General features: G+C 65.6%; 22 protein-coding genes and 1 tRNA gene. 9 read left to right on the forward strand and 14 right to left on the reverse strand.

Annotated elements, in window-relative coordinates; genetic code table 11:
• Positions 1-2: 2 nt before the first annotated feature.
• Complete coding sequence (locus QO033_RS11040; RefSeq protein ID WP_284481030.1) at positions 3-1,124, reverse strand: cupin domain-containing protein; 1,122 nt, start codon at positions 1,122-1,124, stop codon at positions 3-5.
• Between the two features lie 167 nt (positions 1,125-1,291).
• Between QO033_RS11040 and QO033_RS11045 the strand changes: the two genes are divergently transcribed.
• Positions 1,292-1,978 (forward strand): GntR family transcriptional regulator, encoded by a 687-nt coding sequence (locus QO033_RS11045; protein WP_284481031.1) that lies wholly within the window; start codon positions 1,292-1,294, stop codon positions 1,976-1,978.
• An 18-nt stretch (positions 1,979-1,996) separates the two neighbouring features.
• Here QO033_RS11045 and urtE read toward each other — a convergent pair whose 3' ends face one another.
• From urtE to urtA, 5 genes are all read right to left on the reverse strand, one after another.
• Positions 1,997-2,692 carry an urea ABC transporter ATP-binding subunit UrtE gene (gene urtE / locus QO033_RS11050; protein ID WP_284481032.1) on the reverse strand — a complete coding sequence of 232 codons (696 nt, stop codon included), beginning with the start codon at positions 2,690-2,692 and terminating at the stop codon, positions 1,997-1,999.
• A 43-nt stretch (positions 2,693-2,735) separates the two neighbouring features.
• A complete protein-coding gene (urtD, locus tag QO033_RS11055; protein WP_284481033.1) occupies positions 2,736-3,488 on the reverse strand; it encodes an urea ABC transporter ATP-binding protein UrtD in 753 nt (250 codons plus the stop codon).
• Positions 3,485-4,717, reverse strand: a complete 1,233-nt coding sequence (gene urtC, locus QO033_RS11060; RefSeq protein WP_284481034.1) for an urea ABC transporter permease subunit UrtC — start codon at positions 4,715-4,717, stop codon at positions 3,485-3,487. Before urtC ends, urtD begins: the two co-directional genes overlap by 4 nt.
• A gap of 175 nt (positions 4,718-4,892) precedes the next feature.
• Entirely contained in the window at positions 4,893-6,887 is a 1,995-nt protein-coding gene (urtB, locus tag QO033_RS11065) for an urea ABC transporter permease subunit UrtB (protein ID WP_284481035.1), read from the reverse strand.
• 78 nt (positions 6,888-6,965) lie between these two features.
• The gene (urtA, locus tag QO033_RS11070) at positions 6,966-8,249 is read right to left on the reverse strand and encodes an urea ABC transporter substrate-binding protein (RefSeq protein WP_284481036.1); all 1,284 of its coding nucleotides are present in this window, start codon (positions 8,247-8,249) and stop codon (positions 6,966-6,968) included.
• Between the two features lie 471 nt (positions 8,250-8,720).
• On the opposite strand from urtA, the gene ftsH reads away from it, so the two are divergent.
• Positions 8,721-10,532, forward strand: a complete 1,812-nt coding sequence (ftsH, locus tag QO033_RS11075; protein WP_284481037.1) for an ATP-dependent zinc metalloprotease FtsH — start codon at positions 8,721-8,723, stop codon at positions 10,530-10,532.
• Positions 10,533-10,538: 6 nt separating this feature from the next.
• Here ftsH and QO033_RS11080 read toward each other — a convergent pair whose 3' ends face one another.
• The 7 genes from QO033_RS11080 to QO033_RS11110 all read right to left on the reverse strand — a co-directional run bounded on the left by QO033_RS11080 (position 10,539) and on the right by QO033_RS11110 (position 18,189).
• Positions 10,539-10,961 (reverse strand): PaaI family thioesterase, encoded by a 423-nt coding sequence (locus QO033_RS11080; protein WP_284481038.1) that lies wholly within the window; start codon positions 10,959-10,961, stop codon positions 10,539-10,541.
• A 177-nt stretch (positions 10,962-11,138) separates the two neighbouring features.
• Positions 11,139-11,387: a formate dehydrogenase subunit delta gene (locus tag QO033_RS11085; RefSeq protein ID WP_284481039.1), complete on the reverse strand. Its 249-nt coding sequence runs from the start codon at positions 11,385-11,387 to the stop codon at positions 11,139-11,141.
• A complete protein-coding gene (fdhD, locus tag QO033_RS11090) occupies positions 11,377-12,195 on the reverse strand; it encodes a formate dehydrogenase accessory sulfurtransferase FdhD (protein ID WP_284481040.1) in 819 nt (272 codons plus the stop codon). Before fdhD ends, QO033_RS11085 begins: the two co-directional genes overlap by 11 nt.
• Positions 12,196-12,199: 4 nt before the next feature.
• Positions 12,200-15,100: a formate dehydrogenase subunit alpha gene (fdhF, locus tag QO033_RS11095; RefSeq protein ID WP_284481041.1), complete on the reverse strand. Its 2,901-nt coding sequence runs from the start codon at positions 15,098-15,100 to the stop codon at positions 12,200-12,202.
• A gap of 103 nt (positions 15,101-15,203) precedes the next feature.
• Positions 15,204-16,721 carry a formate dehydrogenase beta subunit gene (locus tag QO033_RS11100; protein ID WP_284481042.1) on the reverse strand — a complete coding sequence of 506 codons (1,518 nt, stop codon included), beginning with the start codon at positions 16,719-16,721 and terminating at the stop codon, positions 15,204-15,206.
• Positions 16,718-17,194 carry a formate dehydrogenase subunit gamma gene (locus QO033_RS11105; RefSeq protein WP_284481043.1) on the reverse strand — a complete coding sequence of 159 codons (477 nt, stop codon included), beginning with the start codon at positions 17,192-17,194 and terminating at the stop codon, positions 16,718-16,720. Before QO033_RS11105 ends, QO033_RS11100 begins: the two co-directional genes overlap by 4 nt.
• A gap of 107 nt (positions 17,195-17,301) precedes the next feature.
• Positions 17,302-18,189, reverse strand: coding sequence for a LysR family transcriptional regulator (locus tag QO033_RS11110; RefSeq protein WP_284481044.1), 888 nt, complete (start codon positions 18,187-18,189; stop codon positions 17,302-17,304).
• Between the two features lie 505 nt (positions 18,190-18,694).
• Here QO033_RS11110 and cyoA point away from each other — a divergent pair.
• The 5 genes from cyoA (at position 18,695) to QO033_RS11135 (ending at position 23,532) form a co-directional block, all read left to right on the forward strand.
• Entirely contained in the window at positions 18,695-19,765 is a 1,071-nt protein-coding gene (cyoA, locus tag QO033_RS11115; RefSeq protein WP_284481045.1) for a ubiquinol oxidase subunit II, read from the forward strand.
• Positions 19,755-21,749 (forward strand): cytochrome o ubiquinol oxidase subunit I, encoded by a 1,995-nt coding sequence (gene cyoB / locus QO033_RS11120; protein ID WP_284481046.1) that lies wholly within the window; start codon positions 19,755-19,757, stop codon positions 21,747-21,749. The genes cyoA and cyoB overlap by 11 nt, the downstream gene beginning before the upstream one ends.
• Entirely contained in the window at positions 21,746-22,381 is a 636-nt protein-coding gene (gene cyoC, locus QO033_RS11125) for a cytochrome o ubiquinol oxidase subunit III (protein WP_284481047.1), read from the forward strand. Before cyoB ends, cyoC begins: the two co-directional genes overlap by 4 nt.
• Positions 22,381-22,749: a cytochrome o ubiquinol oxidase subunit IV gene (cyoD, locus tag QO033_RS11130; protein WP_284481048.1), complete on the forward strand. Its 369-nt coding sequence runs from the start codon at positions 22,381-22,383 to the stop codon at positions 22,747-22,749. Before cyoC ends, cyoD begins: the two co-directional genes overlap by 1 nt.
• A 66-nt stretch (positions 22,750-22,815) precedes the next feature.
• Positions 22,816-23,532, forward strand: a complete 717-nt coding sequence (locus QO033_RS11135) for an SURF1 family protein (protein ID WP_284481049.1) — start codon at positions 22,816-22,818, stop codon at positions 23,530-23,532.
• A 164-nt stretch (positions 23,533-23,696) separates the two neighbouring features.
• On the opposite strand, the gene QO033_RS11140 is transcribed toward QO033_RS11135, so the two are convergent.
• Positions 23,697-23,786, reverse strand: a tRNA-Ser gene (locus QO033_RS11140).
• A gap of 124 nt (positions 23,787-23,910) precedes the next feature.
• On the opposite strand from QO033_RS11140, the gene QO033_RS11145 reads away from it, so the two are divergent.
• Complete coding sequence (locus QO033_RS11145; RefSeq protein WP_284481050.1) at positions 23,911-24,807, forward strand: DUF2059 domain-containing protein; 897 nt, start codon at positions 23,911-23,913, stop codon at positions 24,805-24,807.
• A gap of 3 nt (positions 24,808-24,810) precedes the next feature.
• Positions 24,811-25,632 carry a DUF2059 domain-containing protein gene (locus tag QO033_RS11150; protein WP_284481051.1) on the forward strand — a complete coding sequence of 274 codons (822 nt, stop codon included), beginning with the start codon at positions 24,811-24,813 and terminating at the stop codon, positions 25,630-25,632.
• Positions 25,633-25,645 lie beyond the last annotated feature (13 nt).

Genomic DNA, 25,645 nt, shown 5'->3' on the forward strand with positions numbered 1-25,645 from the left:
CCTTAGGCGGTCACAGGCTGGTGCCCGTCGTTTTCGGCCAGCGCTTCCTCGCGGTAAATCCCCAGAGAGCGCATGACCGGAAGGTCGTTGAGACAGAAGAGGCAGGCATCCTCGGTCGCCGAGCCATTGGCATGTTCATGCCAGGCCCAGCTGGGCACACAGAAGATGTCGCGTTCGGTCCAGTCGAATTTCTGTCCGTTGATGATCGAGGACCCGGACCCCTTGCAGACCTGATAGAGGTAGCTGCCGGTATGGCGGTGGGCCTTGGTCTTCTCGCCCGGGCGCAGCATCTGCATGCTGGCGCCCATGGTCTGCATCACCGGGCCGTTGTTGGTGGGGTTGACGTATTCCATCAGGATGCCGTCGAAAGGGGAGCCGTCGCTGACCGCGGCGTAATTGCTCAGCGCCTCGTAGGTGCGGTCCCATTCGTATTTGAAGAGCGGGCTGTACCCCTTGGACCAGGCGCCGCCGCCCGGGGTCAGCCCGGGGTTGCCCCAGGTCCGGGTCATGTCGTTGACCGGATGGGTGACGGCCTGATGCAGATCGGGATGCACCTCGTAGAAATTCGATTCCAGGGCATTCATCAGCGGGATGTCCAGGCCATCCTGCCACAGGCATTCGGTGCCGGTTTCCTCCACCGCATGTTCGTGCCAGGTGCCGTTCGGGGTCAGCACGAAGTCATTGGCGCCCAGCGTCATCTTATGGCCATCGACGATGGTATAGGCGCCAGCGCCCTCCATGATGAAGCGCACGGCGGAGGCGGAGTGGCGATGGGCGGAGGCGCGTTCGCCCGGCCGCATCACCTGCAGCCCGGCATAGATCCAGCCGACGGCGGCAGCGACATCGGAGCGGCCCGGATTGTCCAGATAGATCACCCGGCGCCCGGCCTTCTCCGGCGTCACCAGATCGAGCGAGCGCAGCACATCGGCACGCAGGTCCTTGTAGCGCCACAGCATCGGGACGGAGGAGGAGACCGGCTCCCACGGCTCGATCTTGTTGGCGACGGTCCAGAGCGCGCCGACGCCCTTCCTTTTCAGATCGTCGTAATAGCGGACAAGCTCGGGGGTATCTTCGACATTCGCCCGGCCGGCGACTTCTTCGCGGTACTGATCGTGCCTGGACATGGGATCTCCTTTGCTGGTTGCCCGGAGCCTGCGCGAGTCGAAGATCGAAGTAAAGCCAGATTTTCGAAAATATTGCATCACGTCGATAACCATGAAAGGTTGCGTAGATAACCGCCGTTGGTTATGCCGCCACGGCCATCGGGCCAAAGCTGGAGTTCGAAGACGCCATGACCCTGTCCAACACCGTCTATGAAAAACTGCGCGCCGATATCATCGACGGGCTGTTCGCGCCGCATCAGCCGTTGCGGCTGGAGCAGCTGAAGCAGCAATATGGCGTCGGGTTCTCGCCACTGCGCGAGGCGCTGAACCGGTTGCAGGGCGAGCGGCTGGTGGTCTCGGCGCTGCAGCGGGGGTTCCGGGTCAGCTCGCTGTCGGTCGAGGAGATGTGGGATGCGGTCAACAGCCGGATCTTCGTCGAGGGCGAGGCGCTGCGGCGGTCCATCGGTCTGGGGGACGACGACTGGGAAGCGGCGCTGGTGGCAAGCTTTCACGCGCTTTCGATCATCGTCAAACGGCTTGGCCAGGCCGATCGGGAGATCGACAAGGACAGCTTTGACGAGCTGGAGCGCCGCCACCGGGAGTTTCACGCCGCGCTGATCTCGGCCTGCGGCTCCGCCTGGCTGCTGGATTTCGCCGAGAAGCTGAACACCGAAACCGAACGCTACCGGGTGATGGCGCTGCGCTCGGCCACGCTGCGGCATGAGCGCGACGTGGAGGCCGAACACAAGGCGATCCTGGAGGCGACGCTGCGCCGCGATGCCGATGCCGCGTCCGGGCTGCTGCGCGATCATTATCACGCCACCGGGCAGTTTCTGGAACGGGTGCTGCGCGACCGCGTCGCGCGGGCCTCCTGATCCGGGCCGGCGCCCGGCTCAGACCGAAACTTTGGACAACAGCTGGTCGCGGCTGATCTCGGCCTTTGGGCCCTTCAGGATCACCTCGCCGCGGCGCATCACCACGATGCGGTCGGCCAGCCCATAGGCGAAATCGAAATATTGCTCCACCAGCACGATGGCCATGCCGCCACGGTCGCGCAGCAATTTGATCACCTCGCCGATCTGCTTGATGATATTGGGCTGGATGCCCTCCGTCGGCTCGTCCAGAAGCAGCAGCTTCGGCTTGGTGATCAGCGCCCGGGCGATCGCCAGCTGCTGTTGCTGGCCGCCGGACAGATCGCCGCCGCGCCGACCGAGGAAATCCTTGAGGATCGGGAACAGCTCGAAAATCTCGTCGGCGATGAACCTCTCCGAGGCCGGCAGACAGGCATAACCGGTCTCGAGGTTCTCCTTCACCGTCAGCAGCGGAAAGATCTCCCGCCCCTGCGGCACATATCCCACACCCTTATGTGCCAGCTGATGCGACGGCAGCACCCCCAGCGTTTCGCCGTCGAGCTCCACCGTCCCGCCGGAGCGCGGGTGCGCCCCCGACAGCGCCTTGAGCAGAGAGGTCTTGCCGACGCCATTGGTGCCCATGACGCAGGTGACCTCTCCGGCGGCGGCCTCGAAGGAGATGCCGTTCAGGATCTGGCTGTGGCCATAATGCAGGGTCAGATTTTCGGTCTTCAGCATGTCAGCCTCTCGGGTGCTGCGGGGGATATGCGATCGGCATCGCTCAGCGCCCCAGATAGACGTCGATGACCTGCTGGTTGGCGGTCACGTGGTCAAGGCTGCCCTCGGCCAGCACCGACCCCTCGTGCAGCACGGTCACCTTGCAGTTCAGCCGGCGGACGAATTCCATATCGTGCTCCACCACCACCACGGCGCGGGTCTTGGCGGCCTCCACCAGAATGTCGGTGGTCTGTTCGCGTTCCGCCAGCGTCATGCCGGCAGCGGGTTCGTCGACCAGCAGCAGCCGGGGTTCCTGCGCCAGCAGCATGCCGATCTCCAGCCATTGCTTCTGGCCATGGCTCAACTCGCCCGATTTGCGGTGAATTTCCTCGGCCAGGCCGATTTCGCTGGCCAGCTGTTCGACCCGGCCCCGATCCTTGAAGCTGGGGCGATAGAGCAGCACCGAAAACGGCCCGCGGGCGTTCTTCACCGCCATCAGCAGGTTGTCGTAAACGCTCTGATCCTCGAAGACGGTGGGGCGCTGGAACTTGCGGCCGATCCCGGCCTGGGCGATCCGCGCCTCGTTCATGCCGATCAGGTTGATGCTCTTCTCTCCCCAGAGCACATGGCCTTCGTCGGGCCGGGTCTTGCCGGTGACGATATCCATGAAGGTGGTCTTGCCGGCGCCATTGGGCCCGATGATCGCGCGCATTTCCGCCGGGCCGATGGAGAAGGAGAGATTGTTGATCGCCCGGAAGCCGTCGAAGGTGACGGAGACGCCGGAAACCTCCAGCAGCTGGCCTTTCAACTCGGTCATTCCACCGCCTCCTTCTCGCGCAGCGATCCCTGATCCGGGCCCAGATCGTCGCCATGGCGATCCGGACCGCGCCGCGCCGCGATCAGGTCGAAGAGCCCGCCGATGCCCTTCGGTGCGAAGAGGGTGACCAGGACGAAGGATAGCCCCAGCACGATCAGCCACCAGTCGACCCATTTCACGGTATAGAAGCCCAGATTGACATCGGGCGCCTGACCGCCGGTGAACCAGGTGGAGACCAGCGATACGAAGACCGCCCCGATCACCGCGCCATAGAGCCGGCCACGCCCGCCGATGGCGACCCAGACCGCCAGATAGATCGAGGCGATCGGCGCGATTTCCGCCGGGTTGATGATGCCCGCCTGCGGATAATAAAGCGCCCCGGCGATGCCGGCGATCATCGCGGTGAGGGTGAAGATCACCAGCTTGTAGCTTTCCACCGAATAGCCCAGGAACCTTACCCGCGCCTCGTTGTCGCGGATGCCGCGCACCACCGAACCGAACTTGCCCGAGACCAGCCAGGCCGCCAGCAGATACCCGAGCCCGAGGGCGAGGGCGGAGGCCCAGAGGAACCAGATCGACACCACAGCCTGCGGCACCGCGTCGAGCCCGGGCAGGTTCTGCAGGCCGGAGAGCCCGTTGTTGCCGCGCAGGCCGCTGTCGTTCTGGAAGAGGTAGAGCGACAGTGCCAGCGTCATCGCCTGGGTCAGGATCGACAGGTACACCCCGGTGACCCGGCTGCGGAAGGCGAGCCAGCCGAAGACCAGCGCCAGGAGCCCGGGCAGGATCACCACCAGCAGCAATTGCAGCACCAGGCTGTCGGCGAAGGCCCAGACCAGGGGAAATTCGCTTGATCCCACGACGCCGAAGATCTGGTTGCCGATGGCATCGACCACCTCCTGCGGTGTCGGCGGGATCGGTGCCTCGGCCAGCGAGGCCTCGACGATGCCGCGGGTGCGCTCGTACATCAGCCACATGCCGATCATATAGCCGCCGAGCCCGAAGAAGGCGAAATGACCGAGAGAGAGGATGCCGCAATAGCCCCAGACCAGATCCATCGCCACCGCCACCAGCGCCAGGCAGAGCGTCTTGCCCAGCGTCTTGACGAAGGAGGTGGAGATGAGAGCCACGCCGAACCCCTCGGAGAGCGCGGTGACCGCCAGGGTGAAGAAGGCCAGAAGCGCCAGGAAGACCAGGATCGACGGGTTGCGCAGGACGAAGGAGCGGTTCATGCCTGCGCCCTCCGGCCCCGGGATCGGTCCATTGAGTCGGTCCCCTGCCGCCCGGCCGCAGATCTCAGGCCACCTCTCACGCGGGATGAGGCCTGCGGTTTCCCCGGCACGCGCGGCGCGCGGAGGTGATCCTTGCAGGTGCTGATTTTGGGCGTGTTGGTCACGATAGACATGCTCAATCCCCCGCCGCGCGGCCCTTGAGCGCGATGATCCCGCGCGGCCGGAACTGGATGAAGATGATGATGAAGATGATCATGTAGGTCTGCGCCGCCAGCGTGTTGGACGGGTTCAGCCATTCGATGCCCTTCTGCAGGAAGCCGATCAGCGTGGCACCGGCGAGCGTGCCCCAGACATTGCCGACGCCGCCGACCACCACGGTCATGAAGCTCTGCACGATGTAATCCTGACCGAGCTCGGAGGTGACCTTGGCGAAGAGCCCGATGGCGACGCCGGCGATCCCGGCGATGCCGGAGCCGAGCCCGAAGGTCAGCATGTTGACCCGGTCGGGGTTGATCCCCATGGAGCCCGCCATCTTCGGGTTCTGGGTTACCGCCCGCGTCTCCAGCCCCAGCCGGGTCCGGTTCATGATCCAGAGGTAGATGGCCAGGAACACCAGCGCGAGGACGAAGATGGCGATGCGGATATAGGAGATCCCCACCACGTCGTTCAGCGCCCAGGCGCCGTCCAGCCACGCCGGGGCGGTCAGTGGCCGGGCCTGGGTGCCGAAGATGTTCTTGGCCAGCTGCTGCAGGGCGATGGAAATGCCGAAGGTTGCCAGCAGCGTCTCCAGCGGCCGGTGATAGAGCCAGCGGATCACCAGCCGCTCCATCGCCACCCCGGCGGCGAAGGTGACGGCGAAGGCCACCGGGATCGCCAGCAGGATCGACAGGGTGTAATCCGGCACGATCTGCTGGATCACATAGCCGGTATAGGCGCCCATCATGATGAATTCGCCATGCGCCATGTTGATCACCCCCATCACGCCGAAGGTGATGGCGAGCCCGATCGCGGCGAGGAAATAGATCGAGGCGAGCGACAGCGCATCCAGCGTCAGATCCAGCGCCTGGTTGACGCCGACGGTGGTGGAGATCGCCGCCAGCGTCTCGGCCGCCGCGTCGGTGATGGCGGCGGAGGGTTCGTCATAGACGGCCCAGAACCGGCCGGAGGCCACGGCGTCGGCCTCGGTCTGGCCCGGGGTGAAGGGGGCCACCACGCCCGCCTCGGCCAGCGCGGCATAGGCGCGGTCGCGGGCCGCCTGCGTGTCCAGCTGGCCGATCGGCACACCGCCGACCTTGCCGCCGTCGATATGGGCGATCAGCGTCGCCTTGCGCTCGGCGGCACCGGGCAGCGCAGGGGTGGCGCCGGCGGTCACCATCATCGCATGGGCCTCTGCCACGCTCAGCTCGGCGCCGCCGGGGCTGACCTGATGGGCGATATTGCCGACGGGCGGCTCGGGCGAAAACAAAACCTTGGTCGCCAGCAGCGGGTTCAGCGCGGCGCGCGCATCGACCCCGAGATCGCCCTTGAAGGAGCGGATCGCCGCCAGCCGTTCATTCTCCACGTCGGAAAAGCGGATGGTCAGCAGCCGCAGCGTGCGTTCCTTGGCGGCCTTGATCGCGGCATCCGTTTCGCCGGCGATGGATGCGGCGATGGCGTCGAGGTGCGAGGCCTCCGCATCGCGGGCGATGGCGTCCAGCGCCGCGCGGCGTTTCTCCGGGTCGGGGTCGGTCAGCTGGAAGCGCACCAGCGCCGCGCCGATCAGCCCGCGCACCCCGGAATTGGGTTTGAGCTGTTTCAGATCGTCATCCGGCACCGGCCCCAGATCGGCGCCGCTGTCGAAATCGTAAAGCTGCACGGTATCGCGGTCGATTTCCCGGCCACGAAAGAAATAGCCGTCGGTCTCGCGCTGCCACATCTCCTTGGCCTGCCAGCTCTCCAGCACGCTCTGTGCCTGGGGCAGGCCGGAGCCGGTGATGGCGTCGATCGCCTCGCCCACAGTCTTGCGCGAGCTTTTCTCGATCAGCGCGCGGTGCGCCTGCAGGACCGACTGGATCGGTCCGGCCGCGGTGTCCTGCGCCTGGCCGGGGGCCGGCACGAGGGCCGCACAGACAAGGGTCAGGCCCAGCAGCAGGCATGCGGGGAGGGCGACGATCCGGGATCGTATCGACATGGGCAGCAACGCTCGGAACAAGGGGCGGGAGGAGGTCCCGGGGACACGCACCGTGGCGGCCCCGGGTCATAAGCAGGATCAGTAGTTGGACTTGATCTGCACGCAGGTCTCGGTCTCGGTGTTGTACATACCGCAGCCCAGATCCTTCCAGTCCGACTTCAGCACCGCCGATTCCGGCAGGTAGTCGGTCCAGGCATCGCCCGGCACCGGATCGGTCTGGCTGAGGATGTCGAACTGGCCATCGGCCTGAATCTCGCCGATCAGCACCGGTTTGGACAGGTGATGGTTCACCCCCATCTTGGCGGTGCCGCCGGTGAGGTTGGGGAACTCCTGGCCCCACATATGTTCGCGCACCGCGTCCACGTCGGTGGTGCCCGCCTCGGTCACCGCGTTCACCCACATGTTGAAGCCGATGTAATGGGCTTCCATCGGGTCGTTCGTCACGCGGGTGTCGTCACCGATGAAGGCGTGCCATTCCTTGATGAAGGCGGCGTTGGCCTCGGTATCGGCGGACATGAAGTAGTTCCAGGCCGCCAGGTGGCCGACAAGGTTGGCGGTATCGAGACCGGAGAGTTCCTCCTCGCCGACAGAGAAGGCGACAACCGGGATATCGTCGGCGGAGACGCCGGCCGCGGCCAGTTCCTTGTAAAAGCCGATGTTGGCGTCGCCGTTGATGGTGGAGATCACGCCCACCTTCTTGCCGTCGGCCCCCAGCGCCACCACGTCGGCGACGATCTTGGACCAGTCGGAATGACCGAAGGGGGTATAGTTGACGAAGATATCCTCTGCGGCGATGCCCTTGGCCTTGAGATAGCTTTCCAGGATGTTGTTCGTGGTCCGGGGATAGACATAGTCGGTGCCCAGCAGCGCGAATTTCTCCACCCCGAGCTCATCCAGGAAGTAATCCGTTGCCGGGATCGCCTGCTGGTTCGGCGCCGCGCCGGTATAGAACACGTTCTTCGAGCTTTCCTCGCCTTCGTACTGGACCGGATAGAACAGCAGCCCGTTCAGCTCCTCGATCACCGGCAGAACCGATTTGCGCGACACCGAGGTCCAGTTGCCGAAGATCACATCGACATTATGGACTGTCAGCAGTTCGCGCGCCTTCTCGGCGAAGAGCGGCCAGTCCGAGGCCGGATCGACCACCACGGCCTCCAGCTCGCAGCCCAGGACCCCGCCTTTCTTGTTCTGCTGGTCCACCAGCATCAGCATGGTGTCCTTCAGCGTGGTTTCGGAAATCGCCATCGTTCCGGAGAGAGAGTGCAGCACCCCGACCTTGATTGGGCAATCGGCCGCAGCCGCCGCGGTGCTCATCGCCGCGAGCGCCGTGCCCGCGAACAGTGCGCGTTTCAGAAAAGTCATAAAATACTCCCCGCGAGGGCAAGACACAGGCTTGAATGCATGAAAATGCAACCTTAAATCTCCCCCGCAACTTCTTGTTGCACCTGTGTGGCGGCCGGTCTGGTTCCACCTCAGCATGGCCGTCACACGCCCTCCTTCATTATTTTTGTCGGGATCGCTCCCGGAGGGCAAAATCAGCGTCTGTTCAACATGGACATTCGGGCAATCCTGATGCGGGTCTGGGCGGCGTCGCGGCGGGGCGGTGCGTATTTCCTGGGCGATGGCGACGTATTTGCCCGCAAATTGATCTGAATTTGTCCGATCGCGCGGAGGCACGCCGGCGCGTACCTCCATTTGCACCCGGATCGGGCCATGGCCGGTCTGCCCCAGCCCGGGCCGCGACACGCCGCGTCACGGGCGCACAGCCAACGATCGCGGATGGCTCCTCCCTCCGCTTCGGCCTAGGATCGGCGCAAATCGAAAGGCCCGCAGATGAACGGAAAAGCAAAATTCAACATGTGGTACTGGGTCGCGGCCTTCTTCGCCGTGATGGCGATCCAGTATTTCTATGTCTCGGCAACCCAGATCGCCACGATCCCCTACAGCCAGTTCGAAACCTATCTCAAGGACGGCAAGATCACCGAGGTCGCGGTGTCGGACCGGTTCATCCAGGGCAGTTTCAAGGACCCGGTGGACGGCCGGCCGATGTTCGTGACCACCCGGGTCGATCCGCAGCTCGCCCAGGATCTGCAGCAGTACAATGTCGTGGTCACCGGCCAGATCGAAAACACCTTCCTGCGCGATCTGGCCTCTTGGGTGCTGCCGGTGTTGCTGTTCGTCGGCATCTGGATGTTCATGCTGAAACGGATGGGCGGGGGCGGCATGGGCGGCGGTCTGATGCAGATCGGCAAGTCCAAGGCCAAGGTCTATGTCGAGAGCGATACCGGTGTCACTTTTGCCGATGTCGCCGGTATCGACGAGGCCAAGGACGAACTGGTCGAGATCGTCGATTTCCTCAAGAACCCGGCCGATCACAACCGTCTGGGCGGGCGGATGCCGAAGGGGATCCTGCTGGTGGGCCCGCCGGGCACCGGCAAGACGCTGCTGGCCAAGGCCGTCGCCGGTGAGGCGGGGGTGCCGTTCTTCTCGATTTCCGGCTCCGAATTCGTCGAGATGTTCGTGGGGGTCGGGGCAGCCCGGGTGCGGGATCTGTTCGAGCAGGCGCGCCAGAAGGCGCCGGCGATCATCTTCATCGACGAGCTCGACGCCATGGGCCGGGCCCGTGGCATCGGGCCGATGGCCGGCGGCCATGACGAGAAGGAACAGACGCTGAACCAGCTTCTGGTCGAACTCGACGGGTTTGACAGCTCCTCCGGGCTGGTGCTGCTGGCGGCCACCAACCGGCCCGAGATCCTCGATCCGGCGCTGCTCCGCGCCGGCCGCTTCGACCGGCAGGTTCTGGTCGACCGGCCGGATCGGGTGGGGCGGGAGCAGATCCTGAAAATCTACATGGCCAAGGCCAGGATCGCCGCCGATGTGAAGCCCGAACAGATCGCAGCGCTGACGCCCGGTTTCACCGGCGCCGATCTGGCCAATCTGGTGAACGAGGCGGCGCTGCTGGCGACCCGGCGCAAGGGCGATGCGGTGACGATGGAGGATTTCAACAACGCCATCGAACGGATCATCGCCGGGCTGGAGAAACGCAACCGGCTGCTGAACCCGCGCGAGCGTGATATCGTTGCGCATCACGAAATGGGCCATGCGCTGGTGGCGATGACCCTGCCGGGGGTCGATCCGGTCCACAAGGTCTCGATCATTCCGCGCGGCATCGGCGCGCTCGGCTATACCATCCAGCGCCCGACCGAGGACCGCTTTCTGATGACGCGGGAGGAGCTGGAGAACAAGATGTGCGTGCTGATGGGCGGGCGCGCGGCGGAATGGGTGGTCTATTCTCACCTGTCCACCGGTGCCTCGGACGATCTGGTCAAGATCACCGATATCGCCCGCGCCATCGTCACCCGCTACGGCATGGACGAGCAGCTGGGTCATGTGGCGTTGGAACAGGACCGCCGCGCGTTTCTCGCCGGTGACCAGCCCTATTACGGCCCGCAGGAGCGCAGCTATTCCGAGGCGACGGCGGCGGCAGTGGATGCAGAGGTGCGCCGGATCATGGCCGGCGTCTTCGACCGCACCGTCGCCCTGCTGCAGGAGCGGCGCCCGGTCCTGGAACGCACCGCGGCGCTGTTGCTGGAAAAGGAAACGCTCTCAGCGGCTGAGATCAGGGCGGTGATCGACGCCGCCTGATCCGCCTCAGTCGCCGATCTTGGCCAGCCGGAACACGCCCTGGGCCCGGCTGCAGACGTCGCCGGCGGCATCGATCAGCTCGGCTTCCATGAAAAAGGTCTTGGCGCCGCCGCCGACCTTGCGGCTTTCGATCACCGCGCGGCCCGGGGTGAGCGCCTTGATGAACTGCGTGTTCATCGACAGGGTGACGCAGCGCCGACGCGGCGCGCCGCTCTCGCTGTAGGATGCACCCATGCCCATTGCGAAATCCAGCACCGTCATCGCGGCGCCGCCATGGGCGATGCCGAGGCCGTTCAGATGCTTTTCCTCGACCTCGAAGACCACCCGCGCAGCCCCCGGCGCCCAGGCGTCCAGGGTCACCCCGACCATCTGGTTGAAGGGGCCGAAATCCATCTCCGGCAGGCTGCTGTCCCAGATCTGCTCGCTCATGCTTTGCTCCCGTGTCGCGCCGACCCGACGCGTATAGGCGCAAAGCGCGCTCCGGTGCAACGGAACGTAGCGTCGGCCCGGGGTCTTTTCCGGCCGGCGAGATCACGGGGTGAGGCCGCGGCCCGAGGGCAAAGACCCTCAGGGTCCGGCCCTGTGGCTACCGCGCGCCCCCGGCGGTCAGTCCTGGAGTTCCGGCACCCGGATCGAGGGGATCGCCGCCAGCACCAGCGGCTCCAGCCCGGCGCCATCAGCGGCGGCATAGGCGCAAATCCGGGCGCGCATGCGCGGATCCCAGAAATCGTTGATGTGATCGGCGACCTGCTCGGCCTGCGTCCCCCCGGGTTGCGAGGCGAAGAAGGTGGCGATCTGATTGGCCATGGCGATCAGCTTGCGGGGGGGATTGGCATCGGCCTGATCAGGCGACATCGGTGGCTCCTGTCTCGATACGCTGCGGGTGGGCATAGAGGTCGAACCCGCCGCCGCGGGCAAAGGCGGCGAGCGTCAGACCGGCCTCTTCGGCCAGAGAGACCGCCAGCGCGGTGGGGGCGGAGACGGCGATCAGCACCGGGCAGCCGGCCATCACGGTCTTCTGCACCATTTCGACCGACACGCGCGAGGTGATGACGAAGGCCGATTGCGCCGGGTCCTGTCCGCCGCGCACCAGCGCGCCGATCAGCTTGTCGAGCGCATTGTGGCGGCCGACATCCTCGCGGGCACAGGTGATCCGGCCGTCGGGACCGAGCGCGCCGGCGGCATGGACCGCACGGGTGCGGTCGTGCAGCGGCTGCCAGTGGCGCAGCGTATCGCTGGCCTGCGCCACCTGATCGCGGTGCAGCCGCAGATTCGAGCGCAGCCGGGGCAGAGGCCGGATGGCCTGATCGATGGAATCGATCCCGCAGAGCCCGCAGCCCACCGGCCCGGCCATGCTGCGACGCCGCGCCGCCAGCACCTGGCCCTGCGCCCGGTTCAGCCAGAAGCGCGCCTCGATCCCCTTGGCGTGATGGGCAATCTCCAGTTCGGCGATCTGATCGGCGGTTTCGATGAAGCCCTCGGTCAGCGCGAAACCGGTGGCGAAATCCTCCAGATCGGTCGGGCTGGCCATCATCACCGCCTGGGTGGTGCCGTCGAAGACCATCGCCACCGGCACCTCTTCGGGCAGCGCCCGGGTTACCCGGCGGGCGCCGTCGCGCTGGACCGACAGGCCCGGGGCGGTGGAATGGGCGGGGCGGCGCATCGGCCTATTCCGCCGCCGGCAGGATGCGGCGGGATTTCTCCGCCTGGGCGCTATAGGCCTCCTGCCAGTCGCTCGGCCCGTTCGACGGGCTCACCTGCACCGCGGTCACCTTGTATTCCGGGCAGTTGGTGGCCCAGTCGGAATAGTCGGTGGTGATCACATTGGCCTGGGTCTCCGGGTGGTGGAAGGTGGTATAGACCACGCCGGGGCTGACCCGGTCGGTGATCAGCGCCTTCAGCGTGGTATCGCCCGAGCGCGAGGCCAGGCGGATCCAGTCGCCATCGCGGATGCCCCGAACCTCGGCGTCATGCGGATGGATCTCCAGCACGTCCTGATCGTGCCAGATCACATTCTCGGTCCGTCGGGTCTGGGCGCCGACGTTGTACTGGCTGAGGATCCGGCCGGTGGTCAGCAGCAGCGGGAAGCGCGGCCCGGTCTTTTCGTCCGTCGCCACATATTCGGTGATCATGAACCGCCCCTTGCCGCGCACGAAGCCGTCGACATGCATCATCGGCGTGCCCTCGGGGTGGGTCTCGTTACAGGGCCACTGGATCGAGCCTTTCTGATCCAGCAGATCGTAGGTGACCCCGGCGAAGCTGGGCGTGGTTGCGGCGATCTCCGCCATGATCTGCGACGGGTGAGTGTGGTGCCAGTCCGCCCCCATCGCATTGGCCAGCAGCTGGGTGACTTCCCAGTCGGCATATCCCGCCTTGGGGGCCATCACCTCACGCACGCGGTTGATCCGGCGCTCGGCATTGGTGAAGGTGCCGTCCTTTTCCAGGAAGGACGAGCCGGGCAGGAAGACATGGGCGTAATTCGCCGTCTCGTTCAGGAAGAGGTCATGCACGATGACGCATTCCATCGCCGCGAGGCCGGCAGCCACATGCTTGGTGTCCGGGTCCGATTGCAGGATGTCCTCGCCCTGGCAATAGAGCCCGCGGAACCGGCCCTCGACCGCGGCATCGAGCATGTTGTTGATCCGAAGGCCCGGCTCCGGATCGATCTCCACCCCCCAGGCGTCCTCGAAGATGGCGCGTACCTCGGGCAGTTTGACATGGCGATAGCCCGGCAGCTCATGCGGGAAGGAGCCCATGTCGCAGGAGCCCTGCACGTTGTTCTGACCGCGCAGCGGGTTCACGCCGACACCGGGCCGGCCCATGTTGCCGGTCAGCATCGCGAGGTTGGCGATACCCATCACGGTGGTGGAGCCCTGCGAATGTTCCGTCACCCCCAGCCCGTAATAGATCGCGCCATTGCCGCCCTTGGCGTAGAGACGCGCGGTGGCGCGCAGCTCTGCCGCCGGCACGCCGGTCAGCATCTCGGTCGCTTCCGGGCTGTGGCGCGGGTCGGCGACGAATTCGGCATATTGCTGGAATTCGTCCCAGTCGCAGCGCTCCTTGATGAAGCTCTCGTCGCAGAGCCCTTCGGTGACGATCACATGCGCCAGCGCGGTCACCACGGCGACATTGGTGCCGGGGCGCAGTGCCAGATGGTGGGCTGCCCGGACATGGGGCGATTTCACCAGGTCGATGCGGCGCGGATCGATGACGATCAGCTGGGCGCCCTGGCGCAGCCGCTTCTTCAGCCGCGAGCCGAACACCGGGTGGCCGTCGGTCGGGTTGGCGCCGATCACCAGCACCACGTCGGAAGCTTCGATACTGTCGAAATCCTGGGTGCCGGCGGAGGTGCCATAGGTCTGGCCCAGCCCGTAGCCGGTGGGCGAATGGCAAACCCGGGCGCAGGTATCGGTGTTGTTGTTCAGAAACACCGCGCGGGCCAGTTTCTGCACCAGATAGGTTTCCTCGTTGGTGCAGCGGCTGGAAGTGATCACCCCGACGGACCGGCGGCCGTATTTCTCCTGCAGCCCGCGCATCTTGGTGGCGGCGAAGCTCAGCGCCTCTTCCCAGCCGACCTCGCGCCAGGGCTGGTCGATGCTGTCGCGGATCATCGGCGACAGGATGCGGTCGGGATGGGTAGCGTAGCCATAGGCGAAGCGGCCCTTGACGCAGCTGTGGCCGCGGTTGGCCTTGCCGTGTTTCCACGGCGTCATCCGCACCAGCTGATCGCCCTGCATCTCCGCCTTGAAGGAACAGCCCACGCCGCAATAGGCGCAGGTGGTGATGACGGACCGGTCGGGCGTGCCCATCTCGATCACCGATTTCTCCTGCAGCGTCGCGGTCGGGCAGGCCTGAACGCAGGCGCCGCAGCTGACGCAGTCGGAGCTGAGGAAATCGTCGCCGGCCGCCCCGGGAGAGACGCGGCTGTCGAAGCCGCGGCCCTCGATGGTCAGCGCGAAGGTGCCCTGCACCTCTTCACAGGCGCGGACGCAACGGTTGCAGACGATGCACTTGCTGGGATCGTAGCTGAAATAGGGGTTGGAATCGTCCTTTGGCAGCCATTCCGGATTGGCTTCGCCGGAGGTGTTGCGCGCCTCGAAGTGATTGGCCAGCGCGCCGCCCTCGGGCGCGGCATAGCGCACGTCGCGCAGGCCCACGGCACCGGCCATGTCCTGCAGTTCGCAATCGCCGTTGGCGGCGCAAGTCAGGCAATCCAGAGGGTGGTCGGAGATATAGAGCTCCATCACCCCCTTGCGGATCTTGCGCACCTTGTCGGACTGGGTGTGCACCACCATGCCCGGATGCACCGGCGTGGTGCAGGAGGCCGGCGTTCCGCGTCGCCCCTCGATCTCCACCACGCAGAGCCGGCAGGAGCCGAAGGCGTCGAGGCTGTCGGTGGCGCAGAGTTTCGGGATCTGGGTGCCGATCTCTGCCGCCGCCCGCATCACCGACGTGCCCTCGGGCACCGTCACCTCGACCCCGTCGATGATCAGCGTGACCGGCTTGCCGTGTTTCTCGGGCGTGCCCATGTCGCGGGTGTCGTCCCAGGGGATGATGAAGTCTTTCATGCCACGCCTCCAACGGATTTGAGAACGACCGAGGATTGTGCCCGGCACCGAGCGGAAGCGCCCTCGCGCTCAGAAAAGAAATATGTGTCGCTGACAGAGAGGATCATTCCGCCGCCTCCTTCACCGTGCCGAACTCTTCCGGGAAGCGTTGCAGCGCCGACAGCACCGGATAGGGGGTGAACCCCCCCAGCGCGCAGAGCGAGCCGTCCTTCATCACCTCGCAGAGGTCGGTCAAGAGCGGCACCGCGCCAGTGTCACCGGCGGCAATCCGGTCCAGCGTTTCCACCCCGCGCACCGCGCCGAGCCGGCAGGGGGTGCATTTACCACAGCTCTCGACCGCGCAGAATTCCATCGCGAAGCGTGCCATGTGCAGCATGTCGGCGCTGTCGTCGAAAACCACCAGGCCGGCGTGGCCGATCAGCCCGCCCTGGCCGTCGAATTCCTCGTATCCGAAGGGGGTGTCGAAGTCGGCGGTGGCGAAATAGGCCCCGAGCGGGCCGCCGATCTGCACCGCCTTCACCGGCCGGCCGCTGGCGGTGCCGCCGGCGACATCGTTCACCAGCTCGCCCAGCGGCATGCCGAAGGCGGTTTCGAACAGCCCGCCGTATTTCACATTGCCGGCGATCTGCACCGGGATGGTGCCCTTGGACCGGCCGAGGCCGAAATCGGCGTAATGCTGCGCGCCCTTCTCGAAAATCACCGGCACGGTGGCCAGCGAGATCACGTTGTTGACCACCGTCGGCCGGCCCAGGAACCCTTCCAGCGCCGGCAGCGGCGGCTTGGCCCGGACCACGCCGCGCTTGCCTTCGAGAGAGTTCAGCAGAGAGGTTTCCTCACCGCAGACATAGGCGCCGGCGCCGACCCGCACCTCCATGTCAAAGCTGCGGCCAGAGCCCAGGACGGAGCTGCCCAGAACCCCATCGGCACGGGCGATGTCGATCGCCTGGCGCAGCAACTCGATCGCCACGGGGTATTCCGAGCGCAGGTAGACGTATCCCTTGGTCGCCCCGGTGCCGAGCCCGGCGATGATCATGCCCTCGATCAGGCAGAACGGATCGCCCTCGATGATCATCCGGTCGGCGAAGGTGCCGCTGTCGCCCTCATCGGCGTTGCAGACGATGTATTTCTGCGACGCATGGGCCATGCGCACGGTGTCCCACTTGATGCCGGTGGGAAAGCCGGCGCCGCCACGGCCGCGCAGGCCGGAGGTCTTGACCTCGTCGACCACGGCCTCTGCCGTCATTCCCAGCGCCCGGCGCAGACCGGAGAGCCCGCCATGCGCCTGATAGTCAGCCAGCGACAGCGGATCGGTCAGCCCGCAGCGGGCGAAGGTCAGCCGGGTCTGGCGGGCGAAGAACGGCATGTCCTCGACCCGGCCCAGCGTGTCCAGGGTGCGGTCCAGCAGGGCGGGAACCTCGGCCGGGGTCAGCGGCCCGTAGGCCAGCCTTTCGCCACCGTCTTCGACCTCCACCAGCGGTTCCAGCCAGACCATGCCGCGGGTGCCGTTGCGGATCAGCTCGATCTCGAGCCCGCGCGCCTCGGCCTCTGCCGCGATGGCGGCCGCGACCTCATCTGCGCCGAGCGCCTTGGCGGCGCTGTCGAGGGGGACGTAAATCTTCATGCCTCGATCTCCCCGATGATGCGGTCGAGCCGGTCGGCATCGACCCGGCCCAGCAGCTTGCCGTCGACCATCGCCGCCGGCCCGCAGGCGCAGAGCCCCAGGCAATAGACCGGCTCCAGCGTCACCGCGCCGTTCTCGGTGGTTCCGTGCCACTCCACCCCCAGGCGGGCGAGGGCATGATCGGCCAGCGCCGCCCCGCCCATCGCCTGACAGGCCTCGGCCCGGCAGATCTTCACCACGTGGCGGCCGGCGGGCAGGCTGCGGAAGTCGTGATAGAAGGAGATGACCCCATGCACTTCCGCCCGGGAAATGTTCAGCGCCGCGGCGATCAGCGGCACAGCCGCCACCGGCACGATCCCGTAGGCGTCCTGCAGGGCGTGGAGGATCGGCAGCAGCGGCCCTTCCAGATGCAGTTGCGCGTCGATGAGAGACTGGATCTCGTCCACCTCTGGCTGCGGGATGTCCCGTGGCATGATGTTTCGCACTCCGAATGTCTTGGCACTGCTCTGCGACGGGATGCCATGTGGATCAATATCCAAGTTTCGTCAGCCGATAGATGATATCTATCGTCGTGAGCGCCTCAATCGTGCCGCCGCAGCGCCTCGGCCAGTTTCAGCAGCGCCTGCAGCACCGGGGTCGCCGGGTCCTGCTGCGGCGCGATCATCCCCACGGCCGGCCGACTGCCGCGCCGCTCGATCGGGATCAGCGCCAGATCGTGGCCGGCGGCGGTGAACCGGGCCATATCCTCGGGCAGGATGGTGGCGAAAGGGCCGTTCAGCACGGTATTGACCATGACGATGGTGGAATTCGATTCCACCCGCACCTCGGGCGTCACCCCGGCCTCCATCAGGTTGCGATTGATGATCCGCCGGTTCTGCATGTCCGGGGTCAGCAGGCACAGCCGCTGCCCCGACAGCTCGGCCCAGGCGATTGTGTCGCGCTGCGCCATCGGGTGGTGCCGCGGACAGACCAGCGCGTAGTCCTCGCGATAGAGCTCGCGGCTTTCCATCCGACCCAGCGGTTCGTTGTCGAGATAGGTGATCCCGGCATCGACATCGAGGTTGTCGAGCATCTGCAGGATCTCGCCGGACGACCGCGACAGCACGGTGAAGCTGACATTGGGGTGACGCTCGGAATAGCCGGCGGTCAGCCGGGCCGCCCAGGTCAGGGCGGTGGGGATCACCGCGATGCGCAGATGCCCCGACAGCCCGGCGTGGGAGGCGCGCATCTCGTCGCGCAGGCGGCGGCTGTCGCCGACGATGCGCCGAGCCCAGTCCAGCGCCCGCTGCCCCTCCGGCGTCAGCCCGCCATAGCGCGAGCCGCGCTGCACCAGCCGCACGCCCAGCTGTTCCTCCAGCCGGCGGATCCCGGCGGAGAGCGTCGGCTGGGTGATCCCCAGCGTTTCGGCGGCGCGGCCGAAGTGCTTTTCCTTGGCCAGCGCCAGCAGCATCTCCAGCTTGTCTATCATCGCAAGGTCCTATCGAAATTCAGGTATGCGATAGTAAAATATGATGCATGGGTGGCGAACGTCCAGTGCGGTGAGGGCCGGCGCCCGGCGGGGCAGGGGCCCGCCGCCGGAACCGGCGCCGGCGCGGAGGCGGTCCGGCAGCGCTTCGATTCGGCGCGGGCGGCGGGAAATGCCGCAGCGCGGCGCCACCGCACCTTGATCCATGACAGATCCGTTCACGGCTAACGTCACGTTATCGTGAACAGCGCCGTGATCTGAGCGAAACATCGCCGTCCGCTAAAATAGGTGGAAAACCGGGGTATTTTCCCGAAATGCGGATTTTCAGCGCGTTCGGGCCCGCGCACGACGCCCGGGTCGGATCGGCGCAGGAAAAGGGGGTGCGGCGCTCCGCCGCAGTGCGGCACTGATTGCAGCCCCTTAGGCCCCGCACATTCACTCGCGATCCCGATTGCCGCTTGGCCCTTGCTTGCTCTTCGGCACTTCGGACAAGACCAAGAGGCTCAACTTGAAACTCAAGAAACCCCTGCTGGCAATCGCAGGCGCCTTTGCGCTTTCGGGCTGCCAGTACCATGTCCTCGCGCCGCGGGGTTGGGTCGGGGGTCAGGAACGCGACCTCCTGATCATCTCGACCCTGCTGATGCTGATCGTGATCATCCCCGTCCTGGTGATGTCGGTCTATTTCCCGCTGAAATACCGCGCCGAGCGGCCCGACACCTCGGATTACGATCCCAGTTTCGAGCATTCCAACAAGCTCGAAGCGGTGATCTGGGGGGTGCCGATCCTGATCATCGTGGCTCTGGGCTGGTACACCTACGTCTATACCCACCGGCTCGACCCCTATCGTCCGCTCGATCATCTGGAGGCCGGCAAGCCGGTTGAGGTCCAGGCGGTCTCGCTGGACTGGAAATGGCTGTTCATCTACCCGGAATTCGGCGTCGCTTCGGTCAACGAGCTGCCGATCCCCGCCGGCCGGCCGATCAACTTCAGCCTCAGCTCCTCGACGGTGATGAACACGCTGTCGATCCCCGCGCTCGGCGGCATGGTCTATTCCATGGCCGGGATGGAGACCAAGCTGCACCTGATCGCCGATCACACGGGCACCTATCCGGGCCGCTCGGCGCATTATTCGGGGCCGGGTTTCTCGCATATGACCTTCAACACCCTGGCGATGAGCGACGAGGACTTCCTGGCCTGGGTCGCCAAGGCCAAGTCCGAGGGCGAGCCGCTGACCCGCGCCAGCTATCTGACGCTGGAGCAGCCCAGCATCGCCACCCCGGTGCGCTACTACGGGTCGGTCGAAGACGGGCTCTTCGAACGGGTCGTCGGCATGTGCGTCGAGGACAACAAGGTCTGCATGGGTGACATGATGATGCAGGACATGATGGGGGGCGGCGGTCTGGCCGGCATCCCGAATGCCGCCGCCTATGATTACGACCGCAAGCGCGCCATCGACGGGTTCGGCAACCCGGTCGATCTGCCCTCGAACCTTCCGGAGCTGGACACGCATGCCTTCCTCTTCTCGCCCGAGGAGATCTGCAGCGTGACGCCCAAGGAGACCAAGACCAATGTCAACTGAACAGATACAACCGGCCGAGACCTTCTCGCCGATTTTCGGGCGGCTGACGCTCGATTGGATCCCCTACCACGAGCCGATCCTGATCGGCACCTTCGCCGGCATCGCGTTTGGCGGGCTGGTGGTGCTGGTGCTGATGACCTACTTCCGGCTCTGGATGCCGCTGTGGAAGAACTGGGTCACCAGCGTCGACCACAAGAAGATCGGCATCATGTACATGGTGCTGGGCTTCATCATGCTGATCCGCGGCTTTGCCGACGCGCTGATGATGCGCGCCCAGCAGGCGATGGCCGCCGGCGGGGCAGAGGGCTATCTGCCGCCGCACCACTTCGACCAGGTCTTCACCGCGCATGGCGTGATCATGATCTTCTTCGTGGCGATGGTCTTCGTCACCGGCATCATGAACTATGTCATGCCGCTGCAGATCGGCGCCCGTGACGTGGCCTTCCCCTTCCTCAACAACTTCTCCTTCTGGATGACGGTTGCCGGCGCGCTGCTGGTCAACGTCTCGCTGTTCATCGGGGAATTCGGACGCGTCGGCTGGCTCGCCTTCCCGCCGTTGTCGGGGCCGAGTTTCAGTACCGGACCGGGGATGGATTACTACCTCTGGTCGCTGCAGATCGCCGGGGTCGGCACCACGCTGTCGGGCATCAACCTGATCGCCACCATCCTGAAGATGCGGGCGCCCGGGATGAAGCTGATGGACATGCCGATCTTCGCCTGGACCACGCTGATCACCAACGTGCTGATCGTGGTGGCCTTCCCGGTGCTAACCGCCACCCTGGCGCTGCTGACGCTCGACCGCTATCTCGGGTTCCACTTCTTCACCAATGACTTTGGTGGGAACGCGATGATGTACATCAACCTGATCTGGATCTGGGGTCACCCGGAGGTCTATATCCTGATCATCCCCTGCTTCGGGGTGTTCTCGGAAATCGTGTCGACCTTTTCCGGCAAACCGATCTTCGGCTACAAGACCATGGTCTGGGCCACTGCCTGCATCATGATCCTGTCGTTCGTCGTCTGGCTGCACCACTTCTTCACCATGGGGTCGGGCGCCAATGTGAACACCTTCTTCGGGATCACCACGATGATTATCGCGGTGCCGACGGGTGTGAAGATCTTCAACTGGCTCTTCACCATGTACAAGGGCAAGGTCCGGCTCGAAGTTCCGATGCTCTGGACCATCGGCTTCCTGATCACCTTCACCATCGGTGGCATGACCGGGGTTCTGCTGGCGGTGCCGCCGGTCGACTTCCAGCTGCACAACACGCTGTTCCTGATCGCGCACTTCCATAACGTGATCATCGGCGGGGTGGTCTTCGCCGTCTATGCCGCCGTCACCTACTGGTGGCCCAAGGCCTTCGGCTTCCGGCTCAGCGAGAAATGGGGGCGTCGCAGCTTCTGGTTCTGGTTCACCGGCTTCTACTTCGCCTTCATGCCGCTCTATGCGCTGGGGCTGATGGGGGCGACCCGCCGGGTCAACATGTACCCCGATGCCGGCTGGCAGCCCTATTTCATCGTCGCGGCCTTCGGCGCCTTCCTGATCCTGCTGGGCATCGTGTCGACCTTCATCAACTTCTACGTGTCGATCATGAACCGCAAGGCGCTCGCCTGTGGCAACGACCCCTGGGATGCCCGGACCCTGGAATGGGCCACCCAGTCGCCGCCGGCGCCCTATAACTTCCCGCAGGACATCACCGTCCGCGGCCGGGAAGAGTTCTGGCGGATGAAACAGGAAGGTTTCAGCTGGTCGACCAACTATGCGCCGATCCATATGCCCAAGGGCACCGCAACCGGTGTTCTGCTGGCCGCCGGCGCCCTGGTCTTCGGCTTTGCCATGGTCTGGTACATCTGGTGGCTGGCGCTGCTGAGCTTCCTCGGCATGCTGGTGATCGGTATCGGCCATACCTTCAACTACAACCGCGACTACTACATCCCCGTCGATGAAGTCGCCGCGACCGAAGCAAAAGGAGCCATGGCATGAGCCCGCTCGACGTGACCCAGCCCGCCCCCGCAACGGGGGCCGGCGCTGCCGCGGGCCATGACGCCCACGGCGGTCATCACGCCAGCCCGACGCCGATCGGGTTCTGGATCTACCTGATGAGCGACTGCATCATCTTCGGTGCACTCTTCGCCACCTATGCTGTGCTGGGCTATAACTATGCCGGCGGTCCGGGGCCCAAGGATCTGTTCGAACCCGGCTTCGTGGCGGTGGAAACCGCGCTGCTGCTGTTCTCCTCGATCACCTTCGGGCTGGGCATGCTGCAGGCCGACAAGGGCCGGTTGAACGGCACGCTGATGTGGCTGGTGGTGACCGGCCTGCTCGGCGCCGGCTTCATCGCGATGGAGATCTACGAGTTCCGCCACCTGATCCATATTGGGGCAGGGCCGGACCGCTCGGCCTTCCTGTCGGCCTTCTTCGTGCTGGTCGGCACCCACGGTCTGCACGTGACCGGCGGTCTGATCTGGCTGATCACCCTGGTGATCCAGCTGCGCATGCACGGGCTGATCGGCGCCAACATGCGCCGTCTGGGCACGCTCAGCATGTTCTGGCACTTCCTCGATCTGGTGTGGATCGGGGTGTTCTCCTTCGTCTATCTGGTGAGGCTGATCTGATGAGCGACCATACCCAACACGCCAGCCACGGCACCATGGGCCGGCTGATGATCGGCTTCGCCCTGGCGGCGATCCTGACCATCATTCCCTTCGCCCTCGTCATGGGCGAGGTCGAGATGGAGCGCACCACGCTGATCGGCATCATCATGGGCCTGGGCGCGGTGCAGATCATCGTGCATCTGGTCTATTTCCTGCATGTCAGCGGCGATTCCGAAGAGGGCTGGACCCTCGGTTCGACGTTGCTGGCCATCATCATCCTGTTCATCGTGCTGGCGGGCTCGCTCTGGGTCATGCACAACATGAACGTGAACATGATGCCGATGCCCGACATGGATCAGATGCTGAACCTGCAGTCGCAGCAGGGCTGATCCGACGCGGACGCAATCACCGCCGGGGCCGCGCGTCGGCCCCGGCGTTTTTCATGGAGAGACCCGATGCAGAGCCTGCGCTGGCCCCGGCTGATCGTCCTGACCCTGATCGCGCTGATCGGCGTGGCGGGGTTTTCCCGTCTCGGCATCTGGCAGGTGCATCGCCTGCACTGGAAGCTCGACCTGATCGAACGGGTCGACAGCCGCATTCACGCCGATCCCGTCGCCGCCCCCGGGCCGGAGGCCTGGGACGGGCTAACCGCGGAGAGCGCCGAATACACCCGGGTGCGGCTGAGCGGCCGGTTCCTGAACGATCAGACGGTGCTGATCTATACGCCCTCGGACTACGGGCCGGGCGACTGGGTGCTGACCCCGCTGCTGCGCGACGACGGCACCATCGTGATGATCAACCGCGGCGTGGTGCCGGAGGCGCGGGCGCAGGCCGGCGACTATGACATCGAGACCGGCGAGGTCACCGTCACCGGGCTGTTGCGGATGTCCGAGGACCGAGGCTGGCTGTTTTCCCGCAAGAACGATCCCGAGAACGGCAACTGGTATCGCCGCGACATCGGCTCGATCACCCGCGCCAAGGGATACGAGCGGGCGGCGCCCTATTTCGTCGATGCGGAGCTGGGCGATCCCCAGGCCTGGCCAAGGGGCGGGCGAACCGTGGTCAGCTTCCGCAACTCGCATCTGAGCTATGCGATCACCTGGTTCACCCTGGCGGTGGTGGTACTGGCCGGCTACGGGCTGGTGATGGCCCACGAACTGCGCCGTCGCTGAGGGCAGATGGCCACTCCGGCGCCGCATCACAGCGCGCCGGAGCACAGGTCCTTTTCACGCCGCCATGCGCAGCAAAGACGGACGCACATTCCCGCCGGGCGGTGGTCTATATGCTTGAAAAGCCCAATAATACTGGAGTTTGGCACCAACGCCCCAGGGCGTTGTGGCGGAGAGACAGGGATTCGAACCCTGGGTGGGCTTGCACCCACAACGGTTTTCGAGACCGCCCCGTTCGACCACTCCGGCACCTCTCCGCGGGGGTCTGTGGGGGGTGCGTTTAAAGGCAACCGCAGACCGTTGCAAGGGCCCTTTTGGGCAGGCTTTCGCTTTTCTTGGATTTTCCGTTGCCGGGCGGCGAAAATCTCTTACCTTTCAGTCATGAGCCAGCCCCACACCGCCCGTTTCGCCCCGCTTTTCCCGCTGCCGCTGCGGCATCTTCTGCCGCGGGTCACGATGTTCGCCCTCGCTCTGGCCGTGACCCTGGCCTGCCTGTTCCTGCCTCAGGCCGGGCAGGCCGCCGACCGGCAGCGGATCGAGGCCTTTCTGAAGGTGACAGGATTCGATGTGGCGCTGGACAGTATCGCGCTCTCGGCCTCGGCCGCGCCGAAGATGCTGGGGGTAGATCCCGGTGCCTTCGGGTCGGAGTGGGAACGGCTGTCGCAGGAGGTCTTCGATCCCAAGACGATGCGCACCATGGCGCTGGAGCTGCTGGAACCGACGCTGAGCGACAACGCCTTGGCCCATGCGGCGGAGTTCTACGCCTCCGATCTCGGCCAGCGGCTGGTGGCAGCGGAGAATGCCTCGCAACAGCGCAGCGACGACCAGGCCAAGAAGGCCGAGGGCGAGACGATTCTGGACGACCTGCGGCAGAGCGATCCCGAGCGGGTCGCCCGGCTGCAGCAGATGACCGATGCGACCGGGGCGGACGAAACCAGCCTGCGGGCGCTGCAGGAGATCCAGTTCCGCTTTCTGATGGCCGCCAGCGCCGCCGGGGTGGTGGAACTGCGCACCGATGCCGACGGGCTGAGGGCGCTGCTGAAACGCAATGAGGCCGAGCTCAGGGCGGCGATCCGCGCCTCGGCTCTGGCGGGGGCGGCCTATACCTATCGCGATTTCACCACCGCTGAGATCGCCAGCTATACCGAAGCGCTGAAAACCCCGGAGATGCAAAGCGTCTACGAGCTGCTCAGCGCGGTGCAGTTCGAAATCATGGCCAACCGCTTCGAGGCGCTGGCGGCGCGGATGGCGGGGCTGCGGCCCGGTCAGGATATCTGAGCGATGCGGCGCCGGGGATCCTCCCTGATCGTGGTGCTGCTCATCGTCGCCGGGCTGGCGATGGCGCCGGCGCGGGGGATGGCGGCGGATCTGGCCCAGCTCCTGCGGCTGCCGGATCTGGCCGAGGCGCTGCGGCAGGAGGGACTGCAGGACGGTGCCGCATTGGATCGGGAGATGCTGGAGGGGCAGGGCGGCAGCTACTGGGCCTCAGAGCTCGACCGGATTTACGATGCCGGGCGGATTCAGGCGGCGATGCGCGCGGCGCTGCAGGACGGGCTGACCCCGGCCGAGATTGCCGCCACCGAGGGCTTCTTCGGCTCCGATCTGGGGCAGCGGGTACTGGGGCTGGAAATCTCCGCCCGCGTGGCCATGCGCGACCCGGATGTGGAGACCGCCGCGCGGGACAGGCTCGCCACCCTGCGCCGCGCCGGCGATCCCCGGCTCGCCGCGGTGGGCCGGTATATCGCGGCGATGGATCTGATCGACCGCAATGTCGCCAGCGCGCTCAACAGCAATTTCGCCTTCATGCGCGGGCTGTCGCGCGGCGGCGCCATCGAGGCCGGCGATGCCATCCTGCTGGACCAGGTCCGGGCGCAGGAGGCAGAGACCCGCGATCAGGTCGACAGCTGGCTGACGGCCTATCTGCTGCTGTCCTACACGCCGCTGTCGGACGCCGAGCTGACACGCTATACCGATTTCGTCGAAAGCCCGGCGGGGCAGGCGGTGAACAAGGCGCTGTTCAGCGGCTTCGCCCGGCTCTATGAGGAGATCTCCTATACCCTCGGGCTGCGGCTGGCCGGGGCTCTGGCCTCAAGCCGGCTGTAGCGGCCGAAACGAC

It is taken from the genome of Pseudodonghicola flavimaris (genome assembly GCF_030164425.1).
In the GTDB taxonomy this organism is placed as follows: Bacteria; Pseudomonadota; Alphaproteobacteria; order Rhodobacterales; family Rhodobacteraceae; genus Pseudodonghicola; species Pseudodonghicola flavimaris.